The 19,298-nt window shown below is 58.3% G+C and carries 20 protein-coding genes; 4 read left to right on the forward strand and 16 right to left on the reverse strand.

Translation table 11 applies throughout. The annotated features are described in order from the left end of the window. Positions 1–209 precede the first annotated feature (209 nt). From HU749_RS19470 to HU749_RS19480, 3 genes are all read left to right on the forward strand, one after another. Entirely contained in the window at positions 210–1,649 is a 1,440-nt protein-coding gene (locus tag HU749_RS19470; RefSeq protein ID WP_186651546.1) for a lactate dehydrogenase, read from the forward strand. A gap of 205 nt (positions 1,650–1,854) precedes the next feature. Next, the gene (locus tag HU749_RS19475; protein WP_186651479.1) at positions 1,855–3,297 is read left to right on the forward strand and encodes a permease; all 1,443 of its coding nucleotides are present in this window, start codon (positions 1,855–1,857) and stop codon (positions 3,295–3,297) included. Positions 3,298–3,319: 22 nt separating this feature from the next. Continuing rightward, entirely contained in the window at positions 3,320–3,586 is a 267-nt protein-coding gene (locus HU749_RS19480; RefSeq protein WP_186651481.1) for a thioredoxin family protein, read from the forward strand. A 34-nt stretch (positions 3,587–3,620) separates the two neighbouring features. Here the strand turns inward: HU749_RS19480 and arsJ are convergent, their stop codons facing one another. The 7 genes from arsJ to HU749_RS19515 form a co-directional block, all read right to left on the reverse strand. Continuing rightward, positions 3,621–4,841 carry an organoarsenical effux MFS transporter ArsJ gene (gene arsJ, locus HU749_RS19485; RefSeq protein WP_186651482.1) on the reverse strand — a complete coding sequence of 407 codons (1,221 nt, stop codon included), beginning with the start codon at positions 4,839–4,841 and terminating at the stop codon, positions 3,621–3,623. A 9-nt stretch (positions 4,842–4,850) separates the two neighbouring features. Further along, on the reverse strand, positions 4,851–5,855 hold the full coding sequence (locus HU749_RS19490; protein ID WP_046064634.1) for an ArsJ-associated glyceraldehyde-3-phosphate dehydrogenase: 1,005 nt from the start codon (positions 5,853–5,855) through the stop codon (positions 4,851–4,853). Positions 5,856–5,929: 74 nt separating this feature from the next. After that, a complete protein-coding gene (gene arsH, locus HU749_RS19495; protein WP_046064633.1) occupies positions 5,930–6,646 on the reverse strand; it encodes an arsenical resistance protein ArsH in 717 nt (238 codons plus the stop codon). Between the two features lie 47 nt (positions 6,647–6,693). Then, positions 6,694–7,065, reverse strand: a complete 372-nt coding sequence (locus tag HU749_RS19500; RefSeq protein WP_079304539.1) for a metalloregulator ArsR/SmtB family transcription factor — start codon at positions 7,063–7,065, stop codon at positions 6,694–6,696. A gap of 132 nt (positions 7,066–7,197) precedes the next feature. Further along, on the reverse strand, positions 7,198–8,256 hold the full coding sequence (locus HU749_RS19505; RefSeq protein ID WP_186651484.1) for a flavin-containing monooxygenase: 1,059 nt from the start codon (positions 8,254–8,256) through the stop codon (positions 7,198–7,200). A 37-nt stretch (positions 8,257–8,293) separates the two neighbouring features. Next, positions 8,294–8,641: an ArsR/SmtB family transcription factor gene (locus HU749_RS19510; RefSeq protein ID WP_046064631.1), complete on the reverse strand. Its 348-nt coding sequence runs from the start codon at positions 8,639–8,641 to the stop codon at positions 8,294–8,296. Positions 8,642–8,732: 91 nt separating this feature from the next. Further along, entirely contained in the window at positions 8,733–9,176 is a 444-nt protein-coding gene (locus HU749_RS19515) for a tautomerase family protein (RefSeq protein ID WP_186651486.1), read from the reverse strand. Between the two features lie 95 nt (positions 9,177–9,271). Between HU749_RS19515 and HU749_RS19520 the strand changes: the two genes are divergently transcribed. Beyond that, on the forward strand, positions 9,272–10,234 hold the full coding sequence (locus HU749_RS19520) for a GlxA family transcriptional regulator (protein ID WP_186651488.1): 963 nt from the start codon (positions 9,272–9,274) through the stop codon (positions 10,232–10,234). 153 nt (positions 10,235–10,387) lie between these two features. Here HU749_RS19520 and HU749_RS19525 read toward each other — a convergent pair whose 3' ends face one another. The 9 genes from HU749_RS19525 to urtA all read right to left on the reverse strand — a co-directional run bounded on the left by HU749_RS19525 (position 10,388) and on the right by urtA (position 19,191). After that, positions 10,388–11,431 carry an AAA family ATPase gene (locus tag HU749_RS19525; protein WP_186651490.1) on the reverse strand — a complete coding sequence of 348 codons (1,044 nt, stop codon included), beginning with the start codon at positions 11,429–11,431 and terminating at the stop codon, positions 10,388–10,390. Between the two features lie 3 nt (positions 11,432–11,434). Further along, positions 11,435–12,478 (reverse strand): aliphatic amidase, encoded by a 1,044-nt coding sequence (locus HU749_RS19530; RefSeq protein WP_186651492.1) that lies wholly within the window; start codon positions 12,476–12,478, stop codon positions 11,435–11,437. A gap of 14 nt (positions 12,479–12,492) precedes the next feature. Next, positions 12,493–12,840 (reverse strand): FmdB family zinc ribbon protein, encoded by a 348-nt coding sequence (locus HU749_RS19535; protein WP_079304547.1) that lies wholly within the window; start codon positions 12,838–12,840, stop codon positions 12,493–12,495. A 36-nt stretch (positions 12,841–12,876) separates the two neighbouring features. Further along, entirely contained in the window at positions 12,877–14,106 is a 1,230-nt protein-coding gene (gene fmdA, locus HU749_RS19540; protein ID WP_003203578.1) for a formamidase, read from the reverse strand. A 153-nt stretch (positions 14,107–14,259) separates the two neighbouring features. Beyond that, the gene (urtE, locus tag HU749_RS19545) at positions 14,260–14,949 is read right to left on the reverse strand and encodes an urea ABC transporter ATP-binding subunit UrtE (protein WP_013693772.1); all 690 of its coding nucleotides are present in this window, start codon (positions 14,947–14,949) and stop codon (positions 14,260–14,262) included. Positions 14,950–14,959: 10 nt separating this feature from the next. After that, the gene (gene urtD, locus HU749_RS19550) at positions 14,960–15,718 is read right to left on the reverse strand and encodes an urea ABC transporter ATP-binding protein UrtD (protein WP_003203582.1); all 759 of its coding nucleotides are present in this window, start codon (positions 15,716–15,718) and stop codon (positions 14,960–14,962) included. Further along, complete coding sequence (urtC, locus tag HU749_RS19555) at positions 15,715–16,902, reverse strand: urea ABC transporter permease subunit UrtC (RefSeq protein ID WP_046064625.1); 1,188 nt, start codon at positions 16,900–16,902, stop codon at positions 15,715–15,717. The genes urtD and urtC overlap by 4 nt, the downstream gene beginning before the upstream one ends. Before the next feature lie 10 nt (positions 16,903–16,912). Continuing rightward, on the reverse strand, positions 16,913–17,830 hold the full coding sequence (urtB, locus tag HU749_RS19560) for an urea ABC transporter permease subunit UrtB (protein ID WP_079304551.1): 918 nt from the start codon (positions 17,828–17,830) through the stop codon (positions 16,913–16,915). Between the two features lie 116 nt (positions 17,831–17,946). Further along, the gene (gene urtA / locus HU749_RS19565; protein ID WP_003203587.1) at positions 17,947–19,191 is read right to left on the reverse strand and encodes an urea ABC transporter substrate-binding protein; all 1,245 of its coding nucleotides are present in this window, start codon (positions 19,189–19,191) and stop codon (positions 17,947–17,949) included. Positions 19,192–19,298: the final 107 nt, after the last annotated feature.

A 19,298-nucleotide genomic window follows, 5' to 3' on the forward strand; every position in this document is an offset into this window, starting at 1 on the left:
TGTCCACGCTTTCAATCGGGCGGTGTATTCACTACATTGAGCATAACCCTGCTCTGTCGACACGGACTGTCATGACTACCCTATCCCCGATCAGCTCCGCCCTTCCCATCCAGACTCGCTCTGCCGTCGCGGCATCGCCTGCAACAGTGATAGAGAGTGCTGATGCCCTTCCGGCTCGACCATCGGCAACTGTCAGCCTGGGCAACCCCGTGGCCGATGTCGAATCACAGACCTATTCCCGACTCGGGCAACTGCCCGGCCAGGAGATTGTTCGTGTCTGGGAAAAGACCAGTCAGGATGCCGTCACTCGCGTCATGGGGACCAACCCCAGATCGCTGTCGATAGCCAACCGTTTCCACGGCCTGGGCGCAGCCTTGGTGGAGCAGTTCGCCAAGAGTGGTTCGAGCATTTCCCAGTCAGTGCTCCATACCACCACGGACAGGGCTCACAACGCCGCCGAGATAAAATCCGAACAGGCGCTGCTGCACAATAAAGCCGACAACCTGATCACCCTCAGCATCAAGACCGCCAGTGGCAAGACGGTTACCTTCAGCCTGACCAGCCAGGACGATGGACTTGGCGTTCAGGCTACGGTGGACGGGGGCCCGCTGAGCGAGGACGAACTCAAGGCGATTGGTGTGCTTGGCAGTGCCTTCCAGGCCGCTGTCGACGGGTTGACCGCCGAGCCTCCCAAGCTCGACCTGGGCAAGCTGACGCAGTTCGACTCCAGCGTATTGGCATCCATTGACCTGAACGCCAAGCTCAAGGGCGTGGACGGTGAGGACCTGATCCTTGCCTACCGCGCCGACAGCCAGAGCCGCACTACGCAAATGAGTGGTCCGGATGGCGAATTGAACCTGAGCGTGGACCTGAAGAACAGCGCAATCCTGGGCGATGCCAAGCAACAGGCCAACGCACTGAACAGCTACCTCGCCCAGTTTGAACGAGTGCAGGAGCGTGGCAGCGCCAAGGCTGCCCTGATGGAGATGTTCAAGGACGCCTTCAGCGCCATGAACAGCCACTATCCACAGGGCGCTACCCCGTCACAGCCACTGACCCGTAACGCGACGGACAAAGGCCTGTTGACTGGGCTGGCAGACTTCGAGGCGTCCATCAAACAAACCAACAACGCGTCCAACCCGATGCGCCCGTCCGAAGTCGATAGCTTTGCTTATAACCTGTCGCAAAAAACTGTCGTTGCAGGTTCCATAATGAGCAATCGCAGCGTCGATCAAGTCCAGCAATCGAGTTTATCGGCCAGTTATCACAAGAGCCTGAAGGGCGGGAAGGCACCTGCGATAGGCAAAACGACCGACTCGCAGAACTATCTCTACGTACAAGTGCATGACGAGGCCCGCAGTTCGGCCAGCCTCGCCTACAAGGACGGCCGACTGAGCAAAGCCTCCGTCACGCAAAGCGCCAGCCAGGACACACGGACACAGAAGTACGTCATGGGCAAAATGATTGAAGAGACGGTGGTGCCGAAACAAGCTTCAGCCAGCCGCAGTCACTTGGTATTGCTGGAATACGCCGCCAAGCAAAGCAAGAAGTCCCCGGATGCGCAGGATCAATCCCTATTGAAGGAAGCGCTCGATACCCTGCACAACTCGGTGCTGCTGCAGGAAAACCCTTCGGCACTGGTGCGTTGAAAGCAAAAGACAGTCGACTCGGCCTGCAGGATGACAGTGGATACTGACGGTTTTCCTGGCGATGATTTGCTTTGCGCCGGGCCGCGCAGTGGTCTAGCGAATGACGTAAAGTTTTTCAGCATGCAACTGATCTACGTCAAGCCCGCTCAGCGCACAACAAATACCTTGGAACCTGGCTTTTAATGGTCATGTTCCAGGGTTTTCCATGGACCTTTTGCTTAAGTTAATCAATGGTGGAGCTGGCAGTCTGGCGTCCTACTTGGCGGCCCACGTCCTGCTTTGTCTGTTGCCAGCGTTTTTCATTGCCGGGGCCATGGCAGCACTTATTCCTAAAGCCAGCATCACTCACTGGCTGGGACGGCATGCACCTGTCTATGTTTCCTACCCTGCGGCGGCATTGGCCGGGTCGCTGATTGCCGTCTGCTCATGCACCATTGTTCCTTTGTTCGCGGGCGTTTACCGCAAAGGCGCGGGTATCGGCCCGGCGATCACATTTCTGTTTTTTGCCCCGGCAGGAAATATCATGGCCCTCGCCTATACCGGCAATATTCTGGGAGCAGAGTTTGCAATTGCCCGTTTGACTCTCTGCCTGATCTTCGGCATCGGTATTGGCTTGATAATGGCGACTCTATTCTGGAAAGACGACCTGACCCACGATGCACAGGCAGATGCCCTGTTCGCAGAGAAGGCCAGCATTTCCGGGCCTGCCCTGGGCATCCTCCTATCTCTGGTGGCCCTGCTGATCGCGGGCACCTTGAGACTGTGGCCCCTGACCGCAGACCTGATCAGTATCAAGGTCCCGCTTGTCTGGGCCCAGGAGTGGCAGGACACCCTGTTTGACTGGGTTCCCTATGACGCCAGCAAAGGGGAAGAAGGCGTGAGCTTGCAAGGGTCTGTACTCATCGCCCTACTCCTGATGATTGCCGCCACGGCCAAGCGTGGTCTGGATAACATCACCGAAGGTGCCAACAGCTGGACATGGGTTGCACTGGGCCTGACCGCCAGTACTTTGCTGATCGCCTCGATGCGCCTGACGCCAGAACCTGGCATGTTGGTGTTCATCTTCACGGGTCGAGTATTCGGTGTCGCACTGGCCTTATTGTCTGTTTGGTACTTTGCCCGAAAACTGCCAGCCGAAGACTGGCAAGGCTGGCTGTGGGAAGCCTGGCGCTTCGTCAAGCAGATATTTATTGTGCTGGTGGTGGGGGTGTTCATCGTCGGCATGGTTCGCCAGGTTATTCAACCCGAGTGGATTGAAAGCCTTGCAGGCAGCAATTCCGTGCTCGCCAATGCCATAGCGGTAGGGTTCGGCGTGTTCATGTACTTCCCCACCTTGGTAGAAGTGCCCGTCGCCCGCATGTTCCTCGATCTTGGTATGCATCCTGGCCCGCTCCTGGCCTATCTGATGGCAGATCCTGAACTTAGCTTGCAGAGCATGCTCATGGTGGTGGCTGTGATTGGTCGCAAGAAGACCGCCGCCTACGTTGGGTTAGTCGCGTCGTTCAGCATCGTGGCAGGCCTGCTCTATGGTGCCTGGGTCGATGGCACCGGCTGGCGCACCCTTGCTGCAGGGGTGGCGGTCGCACTGGCCATAACCGCTGCAATCTGCCAGTTGATCCGTTCTCAGCGTCAACAGACAGCAAGCTGACTTTCACACCCAGGAGCTTCCAATGCTGAACATCAAAATCCTCGGTTCAGGATGCGCCAACTGCAAGAAACTGGAGGCCGCAGCCCGTCAAGCTGCGCAGAATCTTAATATCCAGGCCGAATTCGAAAAGATCACCGACGTGGGCAAGATGATGACTTATGACATCCTCTCCACGCCGGCTCTGGTGATCAACGAGAAGGTTGTCAGCAGCGGGAAGATTCCGACGGTTGCGGATATTCAGGGCTGGATTTCGACGGCGGGCCCTGCCAATTCCTCCACATGCACGTAGCCCGATGAGGTTCATGCCGTCCTGCCTGGCGGCTTCATATCGCCTCGGCATGCCTGGGTAAAGCGATGGAAATCAAGGCAGCCAGCAACACGAATGCGCTTGATATCCAAAGGCATGCGCCCAATCCAAACACCTGGTAAATCCAGCCAGAGAGCACGGTGCCGATCAGGCGCCCCATGGCGTTCGACATGTAATAAAACCCCACATCCAGCGACACGCCGTCTTCCTTGGCGTAGGACACGATCAGGTAGCTGTGCAGCGACGAATTCACGGCGAACAAAGCACCAAAAACCATCAGTCCACCCAACAGCACCATTTGTTGCGACAGCCCGGTGTCCAGACCGAGCGCAATGGCCGCGGGCAGACCCGCCAGTGCAAGTGCCCACAGAAACGCCGCACGACCATCCGGCACGTGACCTCGTTTCTTTCCAGTGATGTTGGGCGCGAAGGACTGGACGATGCCGTAGCCAATCACCCAGGCCGCCAGGAAGCCACCAACCTTCCAGAAATCCCAGCCGAACACGCTGCTCAGGTACACCGGCAAGGCCACCACGAACCAGACATCGCGGGCGCCGAACAGGAACATCCGCGCCGCCGAAAGGATGTTGATCGCCCGGCTCTTGGACAGAATGTCACGAAACTTGGGCTTGGCCTTGGCCTTGCCCAGGTCCTTCTTCAACAGGATCAAGCTACTGATCCAAATCAGCGCCAGGCCACCCGCCATGGCCAGCAACGCGCCTTTGAAACCGACCCCTGCCAGCAAAGCTCCGCCAAGAAAGAAGCCGACACCCTTGAGCGCGTTCTTTGAGCCAGTGAGGATCGCCACCCATTTGTAGAGTTTGCCCTGTTGCCCATCGGGGACCAGAAGTTTGATGGAGCTTTTGGCGCTCATCTTGTTCAGGTCCTTGGCGACCCCGGACAACGCCTGAGCCCCCATCACCCAAGGAATGGTCAGCCAAGCTACCGGCACTGTCAGCATCAACAGCGCCGCCACCTGGAGGCCCAGCCCGATGTTCATGGTTCGGTTCAGGCCCAGCCGGGCGCCGAGGTAACCACCCACCAGGTTGGTGATCACGCCAAAGAGTTCGTAGAACAGAAACAACGCCGCGATTTGCAGCGGGCTGTAGCCCAACGCGTGAAAGTGCAGCACCACCAACATGCGCAAAGCGCCGTCGGTGAGGGTGAAGGCCCAGTAGTTACCCGTCACGAGCAGGTACTGCCGCACTGACGGCGCAAGGGCTGACAACGCTTTCATGGCCGCTCCTCAGACTGCCAGACCGACCATTTTGGCCAGTTCGACCGTGCGGTTGGCATAGCCCCACTCGTTGTCATACCAGGCGTAAAGTTTGACCTGGGTGCCGTTGATGACCATGGTCGACAGCGCATCGATGATCGATGAACGCGGGTCGGTACGGTAGTCGATGGACACCAGCGGTCGCTCCTCGAAACCGAGGATGTCTTTGAGCTCATTCTCGGCAGCGTCCTTGAGCAACTGATTGACCTCTTCGACGGTGGTGGCCCGTTCGACTTCAAAGACACAATCAGTCAGCGACGCATTGGCCAGCGGCACACGTACGGCGTGACCATTGAGGCGCCCACGCAGCTCCGGGAAGATTTCGGCAATGGCGGTGGCCGAGCCAGTACTGGTTGGAATCAGGCTCATGCCGCTGGCACGCGCACGACGCAGATCCTTGTGTGGCTGATCGAGAATGCTCTGGGTATTGGTCAGGTCGTGAATGGTGGTGATCGAACCGTGGCGAATGCCCAGCTTTTCATGGATGACTTTCACGACTGGGGCCAGGCAATTAGTGGTGCACGAGGCAGCGGTGACGATACGGTGCTGCGCCGGGTCGAACAGGTGCTGGTTGACGCCCATGACGACGTTCAACGCGCCTTTTTCCTTCACTGGAGCACACACCACCACACGCTTGACCCCCTGGTCCAGGTAAGCCTGCAGCACCGCGACGGTTTTCATCTTGCCGCTGGCTTCGATCACCAGATCGCAACCCGACCAATCTGTGTCGGCAATCGCCTTGTTGGCCGTGACCTTGATCCGTTTATTGTCAATGACGACGCTGTCGCCTTCGGCGCGGGCTTCGTTGTTCCAACGGCCATGCACCGAATCGAAGTTGATCAGGTGAGCATGAGTGGCCGCGTCACCCGCTGGATCGTTGATCTGCACGAATTCGAACTCAGGCCAACTCCAGGCAGCCCGCAGAGCGAGGCGACCGATACGACCAAAACCATTGATGCCAACTTTGATAGTCATGTTGTTGTGCTCTGTATCTGTTGTGAGTGGGCGTTCGACTGGGTGTCGAACGGGCCGATGTATGCGATATGGGCTCAGATAGAACGCTGATTGACACGTTTCATGAGTTCTTGCGCCGATTCCTTGCGCTCGGAATAACGATCAACCAGATAGTCCTGACGGTCGCGAAGCAGCAGCGTGAACTTCACCAACTCCTCCATCACATCCACGACACGGTCGTAGAACGGCGAAGGTTTCATCCGACCGTTATCGTCGAACTCCATGTAGGCCTTCGGCACGGAAGACTGGTTGGGAATGGTGAACATGCGCATCCAACGTCCCAGTACCCGCAGTTGGTTGACCACGTTGAACGACTGCGAGCCGCCGCACACCTGCATGACGGCAAGGGTCTTGCCCTGGGTCGGACGTACCGCGCCCATTGCAAGTGGCACCCAATCAATCTGCGCTTTGAACACTGCGCTCATGTTTCCGTGGCGCTCCGGAGAGCACCAGACCTGTCCCTCGGACCACAACACCAAGTCGCGCAGTTCTTTCACACGCGGATGATCGTCGGGCGCGTCATCGGGCAGTGGCAAACCTGACGGATTGAAAATCCGCGTCTCGGCGCCGAGGTGCTCCAGCAACCGAGCAGCCTCCTCCACCAGCAGACGACTGAAGGAACGCTCACGGGTGGATCCGTACAGCAGCAAAATGCGCGGCTTGTGGATGGAGGTCACTTCGATACCGAGTTTGTCCGCCGAGGGGAGATCAACCAGCTCAGTATCGAGCTGGGGAATAGGGTCATCAAACATCGTCTTTGTCCTGCGCAATTATTCCGAAGGCGTCGTCGAAGGCGTAATCAGGCGGTCTGGCTTTCGCAGCAAACGGCTGCACGCTCAGGGCGATCACCCATTCCATCAAGGCGTTTGGCATCAGGGCTTAACCAGTGCTTGTTGCTTTCCAGCGTAGTGGTCAGCACTTGATGAACCCAATCGGGGAGATTCGGGTGCAGTCGGTAATACACCCATTGGCCTTGCCGACGGTCCGACAACAGCCCGCAAGTACGCAACTGCGCCAGGTGCCTGGAGACCTTTGGCTGACTCTGGTTCAACGCGCAGGTCAGCTCGCAAACACAAAGCTCTCCTTCACGATTGATGAGCAGCATGGTGCGCACGCGGGTGTCATCAGCCAGGCATTTGAAAACAGTGGTCGGTGTCAGGTGGTCAGCCATATCGATTCTCAGCGAACAGGACACGGGCTTTGCTGGTCATTGTGAAGCCTCGACTCATATACGGTTTTTCGAATATATGGTTTTTCGAATAAGAGATAAACCCCTCCCATCGGAAAACTCGAAAGTTGCCTGCTAAACAGGCACATCGCGAACAAATCGCATCAAGCGGGGCATGATGTAGGCCGCATCCTGGCCGACGCCCCTGAGCGTCGCTGAAGCAAAATTCCGTTGTTTCGGCAGACCGACAAAATACAGCCCAGGCAGATGCTTCGCCTGCCCGTTGCGATGAGCCCAATATTGATTGCCGGGGCATTCCAACCCGCTCAAAAATTTCAGGTTCGGGCAAAATCCTGTAGCAAACACCAAACTATCAACCTCAGTGTGCTGCCCATCAGCCCAGATCACGCCGGTTGGTGTTATCGCCTCGAACATCGGCTTACGCTCGAAAAGCCGTTGCTTGAGGGCTCGACGATAGATCCCGTCATCGAGTACCGGCGTACTTTGATCACTCAACCAACGGGTCTTTTCCAACCCTGACCACTTCAGCCACCGATGAAAATCCAGGCCGAGGATCTTTTGCGGAAAAAACCGAATGGGCTCCCTGCTGGCCAGCACGACGTTGCCCACATGAGCCAGTTCATAAGCGATTTGAACAGCCGAGTTTGCAGCACCGACCACAACCACTCGCTGCCCACCAAAGCCATCGGCATTTCGATATTCCGCGCTGTGCAAACTGCGCCCGAGAAAGCCCTGAAGGCCTTGAATATCTGGAATGAAAGGCTGATTGAATCCTCCCGTGCAGACGATCAGCGCCTTGGAGCAAAAGTTTTCCCCATCGTCGGTCTGAAGCCGAAACAGCCCGTGCTCTCTGCGTACATGCTGTACGCGGGCGTACTGACGAACTGGCAATTTGAATGCCTTTGCATAGTCTTCCAGATAGCGCACGACCTCATCACGAAGCGGGTAATGATCAGGTTCTGCCGGGAAGCGCATGCCTGGCAATGACGAGTAAGCCGCTGGAGAAAAAAGCTTCAGACTGTCGTAGTAGTTGCGCCAATTCCCTCCCGCAGATCGCTCAGCATCCAGAATCAGGAACCTGAGGTTGTGCTGCTGCAAGTGCCAACCGCACGCTAATCCTGCCTGGCCAGCGCCAATCACGATGACATCCAGGACTTCATTCGTTACATTCATATATGCACACTCATGCACACTACAAGACAAAAAAATATCAGGACGCACCTGGGCAACAGAACGGTGTCAGGCTTTTCATATGCTCAAGAATGGCTTCAAGGCGTGCCACCACTGCCGGACCGTCCACCTCGTAGAACATCTGCCTGCTGACCTTGGTGCCGCGGACGATACCTGCCTCCAACAGCACTTGCAGATGTCGGGAAACCACTGAACGTTCCTGGGGCAATCCTTGGGCAATCTCGCCGATATCGGCGCGCCCCAGTTGCATCACGCGCTTGAGCACAGCGACACGCGAAGGCTCGCAAAGCGCCTTGAAGAAAGCGCCATCGAGCGACTCGATGGCAGCGTCAATTGCGCGGGTTCGGTGAAGGATTCGATCAGTCATGCAACCGACTATATGTGCATGCTTATGCACGCGTCAATACACTGCAATGACACGCCTCCCCAGGCCGTGCGCTTTCTGGAAGGCCTATAGCCTAGGGAGCGAGATGTCCGTACCCGGCCGCACGGGTGAAGTCGGCCAAATGCCAAATATCACCGTTCGCCCCCCAAGTGCCATCAACCACATCCTGGATCTGTATTGAGGTCAGCAACTGACGCTGATCCTCCACTGTCAGGCTCGACTGTATTGCGCAATGCAATTCACGCACGTAGCGCTGGCGCATCGGTGCATCAAGAACTCCGGCAGGCACCTGGACGATGACAATGCATGGAACGAACCTGGCATGAGGAGCAACGCCTGCGCACAGCCATTCATCGGCCTGAATTTCCTCAATGAGCACCCAGCACAATGCACGCTGTTGAGGGGCATCGCCCATGTGTTCATTAACCATTGCCACGTCGCTCACGCTTCGAAGCAGCTGTTGGCGCTGTGGCTGATTGAAAGCTCCCGTAGGCACCTTGATCAAGATGTTTGGCATGGCGAAACCTCACTGTTAACTGGAAGCGCCATTGGGCCAGCTATCTCTCCACGCCATAAGTGACCGATTCGTCTTGTTTCGGGCATAATCGGACAATGTACGATTTCACTGTTCTAGTCTTTCCCGAGTCGTTCGCCTCAAGCGTCGCGGCCACCCTGGACATCCTCGGCACCGCCGCGACACTTGCGCAGCGGCAAGGCCTTGCCGTGCCACGCTGGCGAGTTTGCGGGCCGCAGCCAGGGCTGATTACCCTAGGGCAAGGCATGCAACTGTTGGTCGACGAACTGACGACAGACGCCGAGGACAACTCCTGCTGGGTCATTCCGGGCCTTGGCATCAGCGACTTCGACGCGCTACTGCTGCGTCTGGGGGAAGACTGGGTACTTCAGACACTGCCAGCGCTGAGGGCACATGTGAATGAAGGCAAGGAGATTGCCGCCTCGTGCTCGGCGGTCTTTCTCCTGCATGCCGCAGGATTACTGGACGGTCGAAAGGTAACGACCTCCTGGTGGCTCGCCCCTTGGCTGTCGAGCATTGCGCCTGACTGCATCGTCGACCCCAATGTCATGGTGCTTTGCGACCCACCCTTGACGACCGCTGGCGCAGCCTTCGCGCAAACTGACCTGATGCTGCACCTGCTGCGCAGACGCCTGTCGCCGACGCTCGCCGACTATGTGGGCAAGGCTCTTCTACTCGACGGCCGACAGTTGCAATCCCCATTCATCAACCCTGCGATCATGGCCCGGGGCAATACACTGGTCGCCAACCTCACCGCCTACATAGAAGCCTGCATGCCACATCCTCCCAGCGTTCCGAGCCTTGCGGCGTACGTCGGCATGTCTGAGCGAACGCTGTCCCGGCACCTTCGAAAAGCAACCGGCCTTTCAACCCAATATTTGATCCAGCGCGTGCAACTGAACAGGGCCCGCGTGCTACTGGAAACCAGCAGATACTCCGTTGAATCCATCGCCGAGCAGGTGGGATACCAGGATGCCACGGCCCTACGGCGACTTATGCGCCGCCTGTTGAACGCATCCCCAAAACAACTGCGCCAGTAAGATCCAGTTTTAACTCTCAAAAGCGAAAACCGCAGACATGAAAAAGCCCGACGCTGTAAAAGCCAACACGCTGGGTGATGCGCATCGTCACCCAGCGTAGTGCGACAGCGATTCCCGAGGCTATAGCATCAGACCGCAATCCGGTGTCGTCTCTTACGACAATGGAACAACCGTGAGCCTGTTTGATTCGACCGTCGCAGTCATCTGCATTGCCTGCGGATACGCCAGCAAACACTCAGCGATGGCAGGCTCCAGCTCAACCCGCACTCGCCTTGTCAGGGCCCGAGCACCGAAGCGTGGGTCATGCTTTCGGCACAGCCAGGCGCTTGCCGCAACGTCCAGGACCAGCGTACGGCGATGCTGACCGAGACGTTGGTTGAGTTTGTTCAGTTCGATCTGCAACAACGCTTCCAGCCATTGGGTTTCGATACGTTGGAAAACCAGGATGCGATCAATACGGTTTAGAAATTCCGGTTCGAACCAGGCGTGCAACGCTAGCTCCAACATAGCCTGCTCACCTTGTGGGGCGATGCCGAGCCAGCGCCGCCAACCGCGTGAAAAACGTTCCCTGTAGGTGCTCGCTTGCCGGGCGCCAATGTTGCTGGTCATGAAGATCAGGCTATTGCGAAAATCCAGCGTTCGGCTACCGCCCGCCAAGGTCAGTTGGCCATTCTCAAGAATACCCAACAAGCTGCGCACCACTTCCTTGCTGGCCTTTTCCAATTCATCGAACAGCACGATGCCTGGGCGACTGTAGGTACCTTGAATCAATTCGCTATTGAACAGACTGACGCCCTCTTTACTCCCCACATAACCAGGTGGCGCTCCGGTGAGCGCCGCCGAGTAATGCTCCTGGGCCAAGGTGTGCATGTCGATGCGACAAAAAGCATCGGCGCGACCGTGTATGGCCAGTGCCAGCAGACGGACGATTTCGGTCTTGCCGACACCGGTCGGCCCCATGAACAGGTTCACCGACAACGGCCTCTCACGTTCACCAATATCGACCTTAACCACGTTCAGCAACGCCTCGACCGCGCTCATGGCATGTTCTTGGCCGACAATGCGACTGCGCAACAACGCCATGACTTGGGCGGGATTGAAGACGAAGCGTGAGGTCAACGGATCTGCTGCCGGTGATGCGCTGGTCAGGCTGGGCTGTGGGTGGTTTGGGTCGATGCGATCATTCACGAAAGGCATGGTTTAGCCTGCGTGTTTTTCTTTACCGTCGTGGGGAATCTCTCCCACCGGGCAATGAGCCACGCCGACGGTGCTACGGGTCAGTTTTTCGACGTTTTCCCGGGCTTTCTGTGCATCCAGTACCCAGGTGCGGTAAAAGTCGAACGGGCAGTCAGCCACGCCCTTGTCGCCGTCCCCGGAGTTATAGACTCCGGTGTAACCGCGATGCAGCAGCTTGAACAAATGATTCTGTGATTGGTCGTTCGCTCGCGCATCGCGGATTTGCGAAACGGATAATTGTGCGTACTGAATGCCCATTTCCTCTTCACCGCATTCGCCCAGGGTGCGACCGTCGAAGCCAATAATCGCCGAGTGACCAAAGTAGGAATAAACCCCATCGAAGCCGGCAGCGTTGGCCACTGCCACATAACAATTATTGGCCCAGGCCATGCTCTTGGACATCATCACCTGCTGCTCTTTGGCCGGGTACATATAACCCTGGCAACGGACGATCAACTCAGCCCCTTTCATTGCGCAGTCACGCCAGATCTCCGGGTAGTTGCCGTCATCACAAATGATCAAGCTGATCTGCAGTCCCTTGGGACCCTCGCAGACATAGGTCCGATCGCCCGGATACCAGCCTTCAATGGGGCACCAGGGAATGCACTTGCGGTACTTCTGGACGATTTCGCCCTGGTTATTGATCAACACCAACGTGTTGTACGGGGCTTTGTGGGGATGTTCCTCATGCCGCTCACCGGTCAGTGAAAACACCCCCCACGTGTCTGCCGCACGGCACGCGACGGAAAAGATCGCAGTCTCTTCGCCTGGAATAATGGCGGCAGTCGCCATCATCTCATCGTGGTCGTACATGATGCCCATGGTGCTGTATTCAGGAAACACCACCAGGTCCATGCCGGGGAGACCGCGTTTCATACCGGTGATGATGTCGGCAATCTTGCGGGCGTTTTCAATGACCTCGGCTTTTGTATGCAGCCGCGGCATTTTGTAATTGACGACCGCGACACCCACGGTGTCCGGGCTGCTGGAAATATCACCATGACGCATGAAATTTACCTCTGTTAATGGCTGATCATCCAAGGTCTGGAGCCGGTTTTACTCTTGAGCCCCTGTGGATTTTCTTTGGTCGGGGCCAGCGGTTTGTTCGGTGCGCAACAACTGCACCCACTGGGGTGACGACGGTTCTGCTGGTACTCGCCAAGCGTCTGCGGCGCGTGGGCACTTCGCTCGTTGGTCGCCATGGCCTGGCGTTGGCTGCTCGACAACGTCGTCAGTGCCGGCGCAGACAACAGCAACCGCCCTCCTGGGCCCGCGCAAGACGGGCACTGGCACGACTCGTGCCGTTGGGCCATGGGCCGCAACATTGTGAAAGAGCCACAGGTTTGGCATTCGTACTCATAGGTCGGCATGGCGCTCTCCGGACATTGATCGGGCTCGGGCGTGTCTCACAGGTCCGGGGCGATCGGCAGATCGATACTGCCATCGAGGTGTTTGATGGGGCCGTTGGCGTTGGGGTTGATGTCGAACTCGAAGATTTCGGTGGGTAACCAGAGGGTCGCGCAGGCGTTGGGGATGTCGACCACGCCGCTGATATGCCCTTGCACCGGTGCGGAGCCCAACAGTGCATAGCCTTGGGCGGGCGAATAACCAAACTTGGTCAAGTAGTTGATCGCATTCAGGCAGGCCTGGCGATACGCGATATTCACGTCCAGATAGTGCTGTTTGCCGGCTTCATCCACCGAGATACCTTCAAAGATCAGGTAGTTCTGGTAGGTCGGGATGATCGGGCTGGGTTTGAACACCGGGTTCTTGATCCCGTACTTGGCCATGCCGCCCTTGATCAGCTCGACTTTCATATGGACCCAGCCGGCCATCTCGATAGCACCGCAAAAGGTGATCTCGCCGTCGCCTTGACTGAAGTGCAGATCCCCCACCGACAACCCGGCGCCTTTGACGTAGACCGGGAAGAAAATCTTCGAGCCCCGGGACAGGTCCTTGATATCGCAGTTACCGCCATGTTCACGCGGCGGCACGGTGCGTGCGCCCGTGGCTGCGGCATCATCCCGCGCCTGGCCCTTGAGCTTGCCCATGTGTGCAGTGGCGGCCAGCGGGGCGTTGGCCAGGGGCGGCACGCGGGTCGGGTGGGTGTCGATCAACTCCTGCTCACGGCGGTTCCAGTCGCCGAGCATTACCGGGTCGGGCAGGCAACCGATCAATCCGGGGTGGATCAGGCCGGCAAAATTGACCCCGGGAATGTGCCGCGAGCTGGTGAACATGCCCTTGAAATCCCAGATGGCTTTCTGTGCGCTGGGAAAGTGGTCCGTGAGGAATCCGCCACCGTTCTGCCGCGAGAAGAAACCGTTGAACCCCCACATGGATTCGGCCTTGGCGCCGATGTCCAGCAGGTCGACCACCAGCAGATCCCCCGGCTCGGCGCCATGCACGCCCACCGGACCGGACAGGTAGTGCACGGTGGACAGGTCGACGTCACGCACATCAGAGGCGTCGTCGTTGTTCTTGATCGCGCCGGCGGTCCAGTCGTAAGTCTCGAGAATAAAGTCATCCCCCGGCTTGACCCAGCAGGCCATGGGAATGTCCGGATGCCAGCGGTTGTGGATCTGTTCGTTCTCGGTGGCGGGCTGGTTGAGGTCGACTTTGATCAAGGTATCGGTCATGGCGAAGCTCCTGAACATTAGGGATGTACCGCGTTGGAACCAGTCTCGAATGGCGGCACGAATCGGCCAATACGTTGGATGACGTACCCCTTTGAGCGGGCTTGCCAGCTGCTACAAAAGGGGCCGATAAACCATCGCGCCGCCCGGCCGCGCCTACACGGAGAGGTAGCGACTGATGGTGGCTTCGTCGACCTTGTCCCGGGTCTCCTCAATCACGAAGCGACCCTTCTCGATCACCAGGAAGCGGTCGGCGATTTCCAGGGTGAATGACAGCACCTGCTCGGAGACCACAATGGTCAGGTCGCGCAGGTGGCGGATCTCTTTCAACGTGCGGGCGATGTCCTTGATGATCGACGGCTGGATGCCCTCGGTGGGTTCATCGAGCAACAACACCTTGGGATTGGTCGCCAGCGCCCGGGCAATGGCCAGTTGCTGCTGTTGCCCGCCCGAAAGGTTGCCCCCCTTGCGCGAGCGCATGTCGTGGAGTACCGGAAACAACGCATAAAGGTCTTCGGGCACCTGGCCCCGGGCCGATGCCGGCAGGCCGGTCTGAATGTTTTCCAACACCGTCATGCTGGGGAAAATCATCCGTCCCTGAGGCACATAGGCGATGCCGTGCTCCACCCGCTCGTGGGTTTCCAGGTTCGAGACTTCCTGGCCATCGACGCTGACCTGCCCCCGCCACTGCGGAAGGATGCCCATCAAGCTCTTGAACAGCGTGGTCTTGCCCATACCGTTGCGCCCCATCACGGCGACGATTTCGCGTTTGGCCACGGCCAGGTCGAGGTCGTGAAGGATCTGGCTCTGGCCGTAACCACAGGACAGCTTGTCTACGTTGAACATGCCTGCTTCCTCAATGGCCTAAATAGACTTCGATGACTTTCGGGTTGTTCTGCACCGACTCCATGCTGCCCTCGGCCAGGACCTTGCCCTGATGCAGCACCGTGACCTTATGGGCGATGCTCTTGACGAATTCCATGTCGTGTTCGATCACCAGCACCGAGCGTCCCTGGCTGATGCGCTTGAGCAATTCCGCAGTCTGTACGCGCTCGTTGACGCTCATCCCGGCGACCGGTTCATCGAGCATCAACAGGTCAGGGTTCTGCATCAGCAGCATGCCGATCTCCAGCCACTGCTTCTGGCCGTGGGACAGCAGGTCGGCCTGCTGCTGCAGCAGTTCGCCGAGAAAGATCTCCCGCGCCACCTCTTCAACCCGGGCAATCACTGCAGCACTGCGTTTGAAAAACAACGCGCCAAACACCTTGCGCCCCGCCGGGTAGGACATCTCCAGGTTCTCGAACACCGTGAGGTTTTCGTAGATCGACGGGTTCTGGAATTTGCGCCCGACGCCGGCACGGACGATGTTGTACTCGCGCATCTTGGTCAGTTCCTTTCCATCGAACTGGATGCTGCCGCTGGTGGCGCGAGTCTTGCCGCAGATCAGGTCGAGCACCGTGGTCTTGCCTGCGCCGTTGGGCCCGATCACCACCCGCACTTCATTGCGGTCGATGTACAGGTTGAGGTTGTCCACGGCCTTGAAACCGTCGAAAGACACCGTCAGCCCCTCGATAACCAGCACCGGCTTGTTCATTTGAAAACCCACGGCGGTCATGGCTGCGTCTCCAGCGAAGGACGTTCAGGAGCCGGAGTCGGCGGCGCAGTGCGCGGCGTCTCCGGCAGGGGCGCGGCAACGGCGGCTTGCTGCGGGGTACGGCGTAATAAACGGCCAAGGGTCTGGCGGCCATGGCTGTCCCAGAGTCCGGCCAAGCCATTGGGAAAGTACATGACCACGGCAATGAACAGCCCGCCCATCAGGTACAGCCATAGCTCGGGGAAGGACTCGGAGAAATAGGTCTTGCCGTAGTTCACCAGCAAGGCCCCATACACCGCGCCGAGCAGCGACATGCGCCCGCCGACAGCGGCAAAGATCACCATCTCGATGGACGGCACGATGCCGACGAACGAAGGCGACATGAAGCCCACCTGCAAGGCGAACATGGCGCCGCCAATGGCCGAGAAGGCAGCGGCGATGCAGAACACGAAAATCTTGAAACTGGCCACGTCATAACCGGAGAAGCGCACCCGCTCCTCTTTGTCGCGCATCGCCATCAGCAGCCGCCCGAGCTTGGACGCGAGGACGAAGCGGCCGATGAAAATGCAGCCGAACAGCAAAGCCGCGTTAATGAAGTACAAAAGCAACTTGGCGCTGTCGCTGCGCAGGTCCCAGCCGAGCAGCGTCTTGAGATCGGTGATGCCGTTGACCCCGCCGGTCAGGCCCTGCTGGCCGACGATCAGCACCGTGAGGATCAGCGCGATGGCCTGGCTGACGATGGAGAAATAAACATCCCCCACCCGCCGCTTGAACAGCGCCATGCCAATGATGAAGGCCAGCACTACCGGCACCAGGATCACCGCCAACAGGGTGAAGCTGAAACTGTGGAACGGTACCCAGAGCCAGGGCAGTTCGGTGATCTGGTTCCAATCCATGAAATCCGGAATGCCCGGCGTCGACTGGATTTTGGTGCTCTGCGGGTCGGAGGCTTCGAGCTTGAGAAACATCGCCATGCAGTAGCCGCCGACGCCGAAAAACACCCCCTGCCCGAGGCTGAGAATGCCGCCATAGCCCCAACACAACACCAGGCCAACAGCGACGAAGGCATAGGTCAGGTACTTGCCCACCATGTTCAGGCGAAAAGCATCCAGGGTCAGCGGGAAGACCACGAAAATCAGCAGCGCCAACAGGGCAACGCCCAACAGGTTCCGCTTGCCCGCCAGCATCTTGTCTAAAAGCTTCATCGGCTTGCCTCTACTTGCGCACTTTGATGGAGAACAACCCTTGAGGGCGCAACATCAGGATCAGGATCACCCCGGACAGGGTCAGTACCTTGGCCATCGAACCACTGAGGAAAAACTCCGAGATCGATTGGGTCTGGGCAATGACGAACGCCGACGCAATAGTGCCGAACAGGCTTTGTGCGCCGCCGAAGACCACCACCAGGAAGGTGTCGACGATGTACTGCGAGCCCGCGGTGGGCCCGGTGGAGCCAATGGTGGTAAAGGCCGCGCCGGCCACCCCCGCGACACCACAACCGAGGGCAAAGGTCATGCGGTCGACCTTGCGCGTATTGATGCCCACGGCACGGCTCATCAACCGGTTCTGTACCGTAGCCCGTACTTGCAGGCCCCAGCGTGAGCGGTAGAGCAAGAGAAAAATGGCCCCGGTGAGCAGCAGGGTCAGGGCCATCATGAACAGACCGTTGCGCGGGATCTCGATGGACTCGGTGAGGTTGAACGAGCCCATCAGCCATTCCGGCGGCGTGGCGCTGACTTCACGGGCGCCGAACACCGAACGGAAGGTCTGTTGCATCACCAGGGATAGCCCCCACGTCGCCAGCAGCGTGTCCAGCGGACGTTTGTAGAGCCGACTGATCATCGCCCACTCCACCAGCCAGCCAATGGCCCCGGCCACCAGAAACGACAGGGCGATTGCGATGAAAAAGTAATAGGGTTGAAACCACGGGGTGAAATGGCTGGTCAGGCTCGAACAGACATAGGTGGTGTAGGCGCCGATCGTGAGGAACTCGCCGTGGGCCATGTTGATGACCCCCATCTGGCCGAAAATGATCGCCAGCCCCAATGCCATCAACAGCAGCACGCAGAACACGGACAAGCCGTTGAACCCCTGCATCGCCGCGATGGCACCAAATTCCGATAGCCATTCCATGATGATGGACTCCTGCTTGGAGGGAGGATGTGGAAAACCGTTGGGGCCCCATCACCAGCCAGCCATCTCCTACACAACACCCGTAGGAGCTGGCTGGCCAGGGATGACGCCAGCCCTTACTGGTAGCCTTTGGGGAAAGGATTCGGTTCGATCAGATCAGACTCGTAAACCACCTTGAACTGACCATCGGGCTGTACTTCACCGATGCGGGTCTTGCTCCACAGGTGATGGTTTTCATGCACTTTGACGTAGCCTTCAGGCGCGGTTTTCAGCTCGATGCCCGGCGAGGCTGCAACCACTTTGTCGACATCGAAGCTGCCGGCTTTTTCCACCGCAGCCTTCCACAACCATGGGCCCAGATACGCGGCCTGGGTCACGTCGCCGATCACCGAATCCTTGCCGTACTTGGCCTTGAAGGCGTCGACGAAGGCTTTGTTGTTGGGGTTGTCCAGGCTCTGGAAGTACTTCATCGAGGCATAGAAGCCGGCCATGTTCTCGCCGCCGATGCCCAGCAATTCATCTTCGGTGACTGAGAGAGTGAGCAAAGTCTGCTTGGCCGAATTGACGCCCGCCGCATTGAGTTGTTTGTAGAAGGCCACGTTGGAGCCACCCACCACTGCGGCGAACACCACGTCGGGCTTCTTCAGCTTGACCTTGTTGATCAGCGAACCGAACTGGGTGTTGCCCAAGGGGTAGTAGTCTTCGCCGACCACGGTACCGTGCAGCACGTTTTCAATGTGCTTGCGGGCGATCTTCATCGAAGTGCGTGGCCAGATGTAATCCGAACCCACCAGGTAGAAGGTCTTGGCGCCCTTGGTCTTGGCGATCCAGTCGAGGCTGGCGAGGATTTGCTGGGTGGCTTCCTGGCCGGTGTAGATCACGTTCTTCGACTGCTCCAGCCCCTCATAGAAAGTCGGGTAGTACAGCAGGCCGTTCTCTTTCTCGAAAATCGGTAGCACGGCCTTGCGCGAGGCCGAGGTCCAGCAGCCGAACACCGTGGCCACCTTGTCGTTGACCAGAAGCTTCTTGGCCTTCTCGGCGAAGGTCGGCCAGTCGGAGGCGCCGTCTTCCTGAATCACCTTGATCTGCCGCCCCAGGATGCCGCCTGAAGCGTTGATCTGCTCGATGGCCAAGCGTTCGGCCTGGATCGAACCGGTCTCGGAAATCGCCATGGTGCCGGTGGCCGAGTGCAACTGGCCGACCGTGACTTCAGTGGCGGTCACCGCCAGGCCGGTGCTGTTGGCCTCGTCCGCCCATACACCCTGGCTGAACACACTGGCAGCCAGTAACGACAGGGCCGCCGCCCCTAGCGCCAAGCGGCGCGGCAACAAGCCTTTAGTCCGGATCAATGGTGGTTGCATGCTGCTACTCCTCTGCGGTGACGCTGGTGGTACGCCCTATGGCGGCCAGCAACGGTGGTGGTATCAGCATGGAGGGGCGTATCGACGACGGGTATACGCAGCCTGAC

The sequence above is a fragment of the Pseudomonas ogarae genome (assembly GCF_014268695.2).
Taxonomy (GTDB): domain Bacteria; phylum Pseudomonadota; class Gammaproteobacteria; order Pseudomonadales; family Pseudomonadaceae; genus Aquipseudomonas; species Aquipseudomonas kilonensis.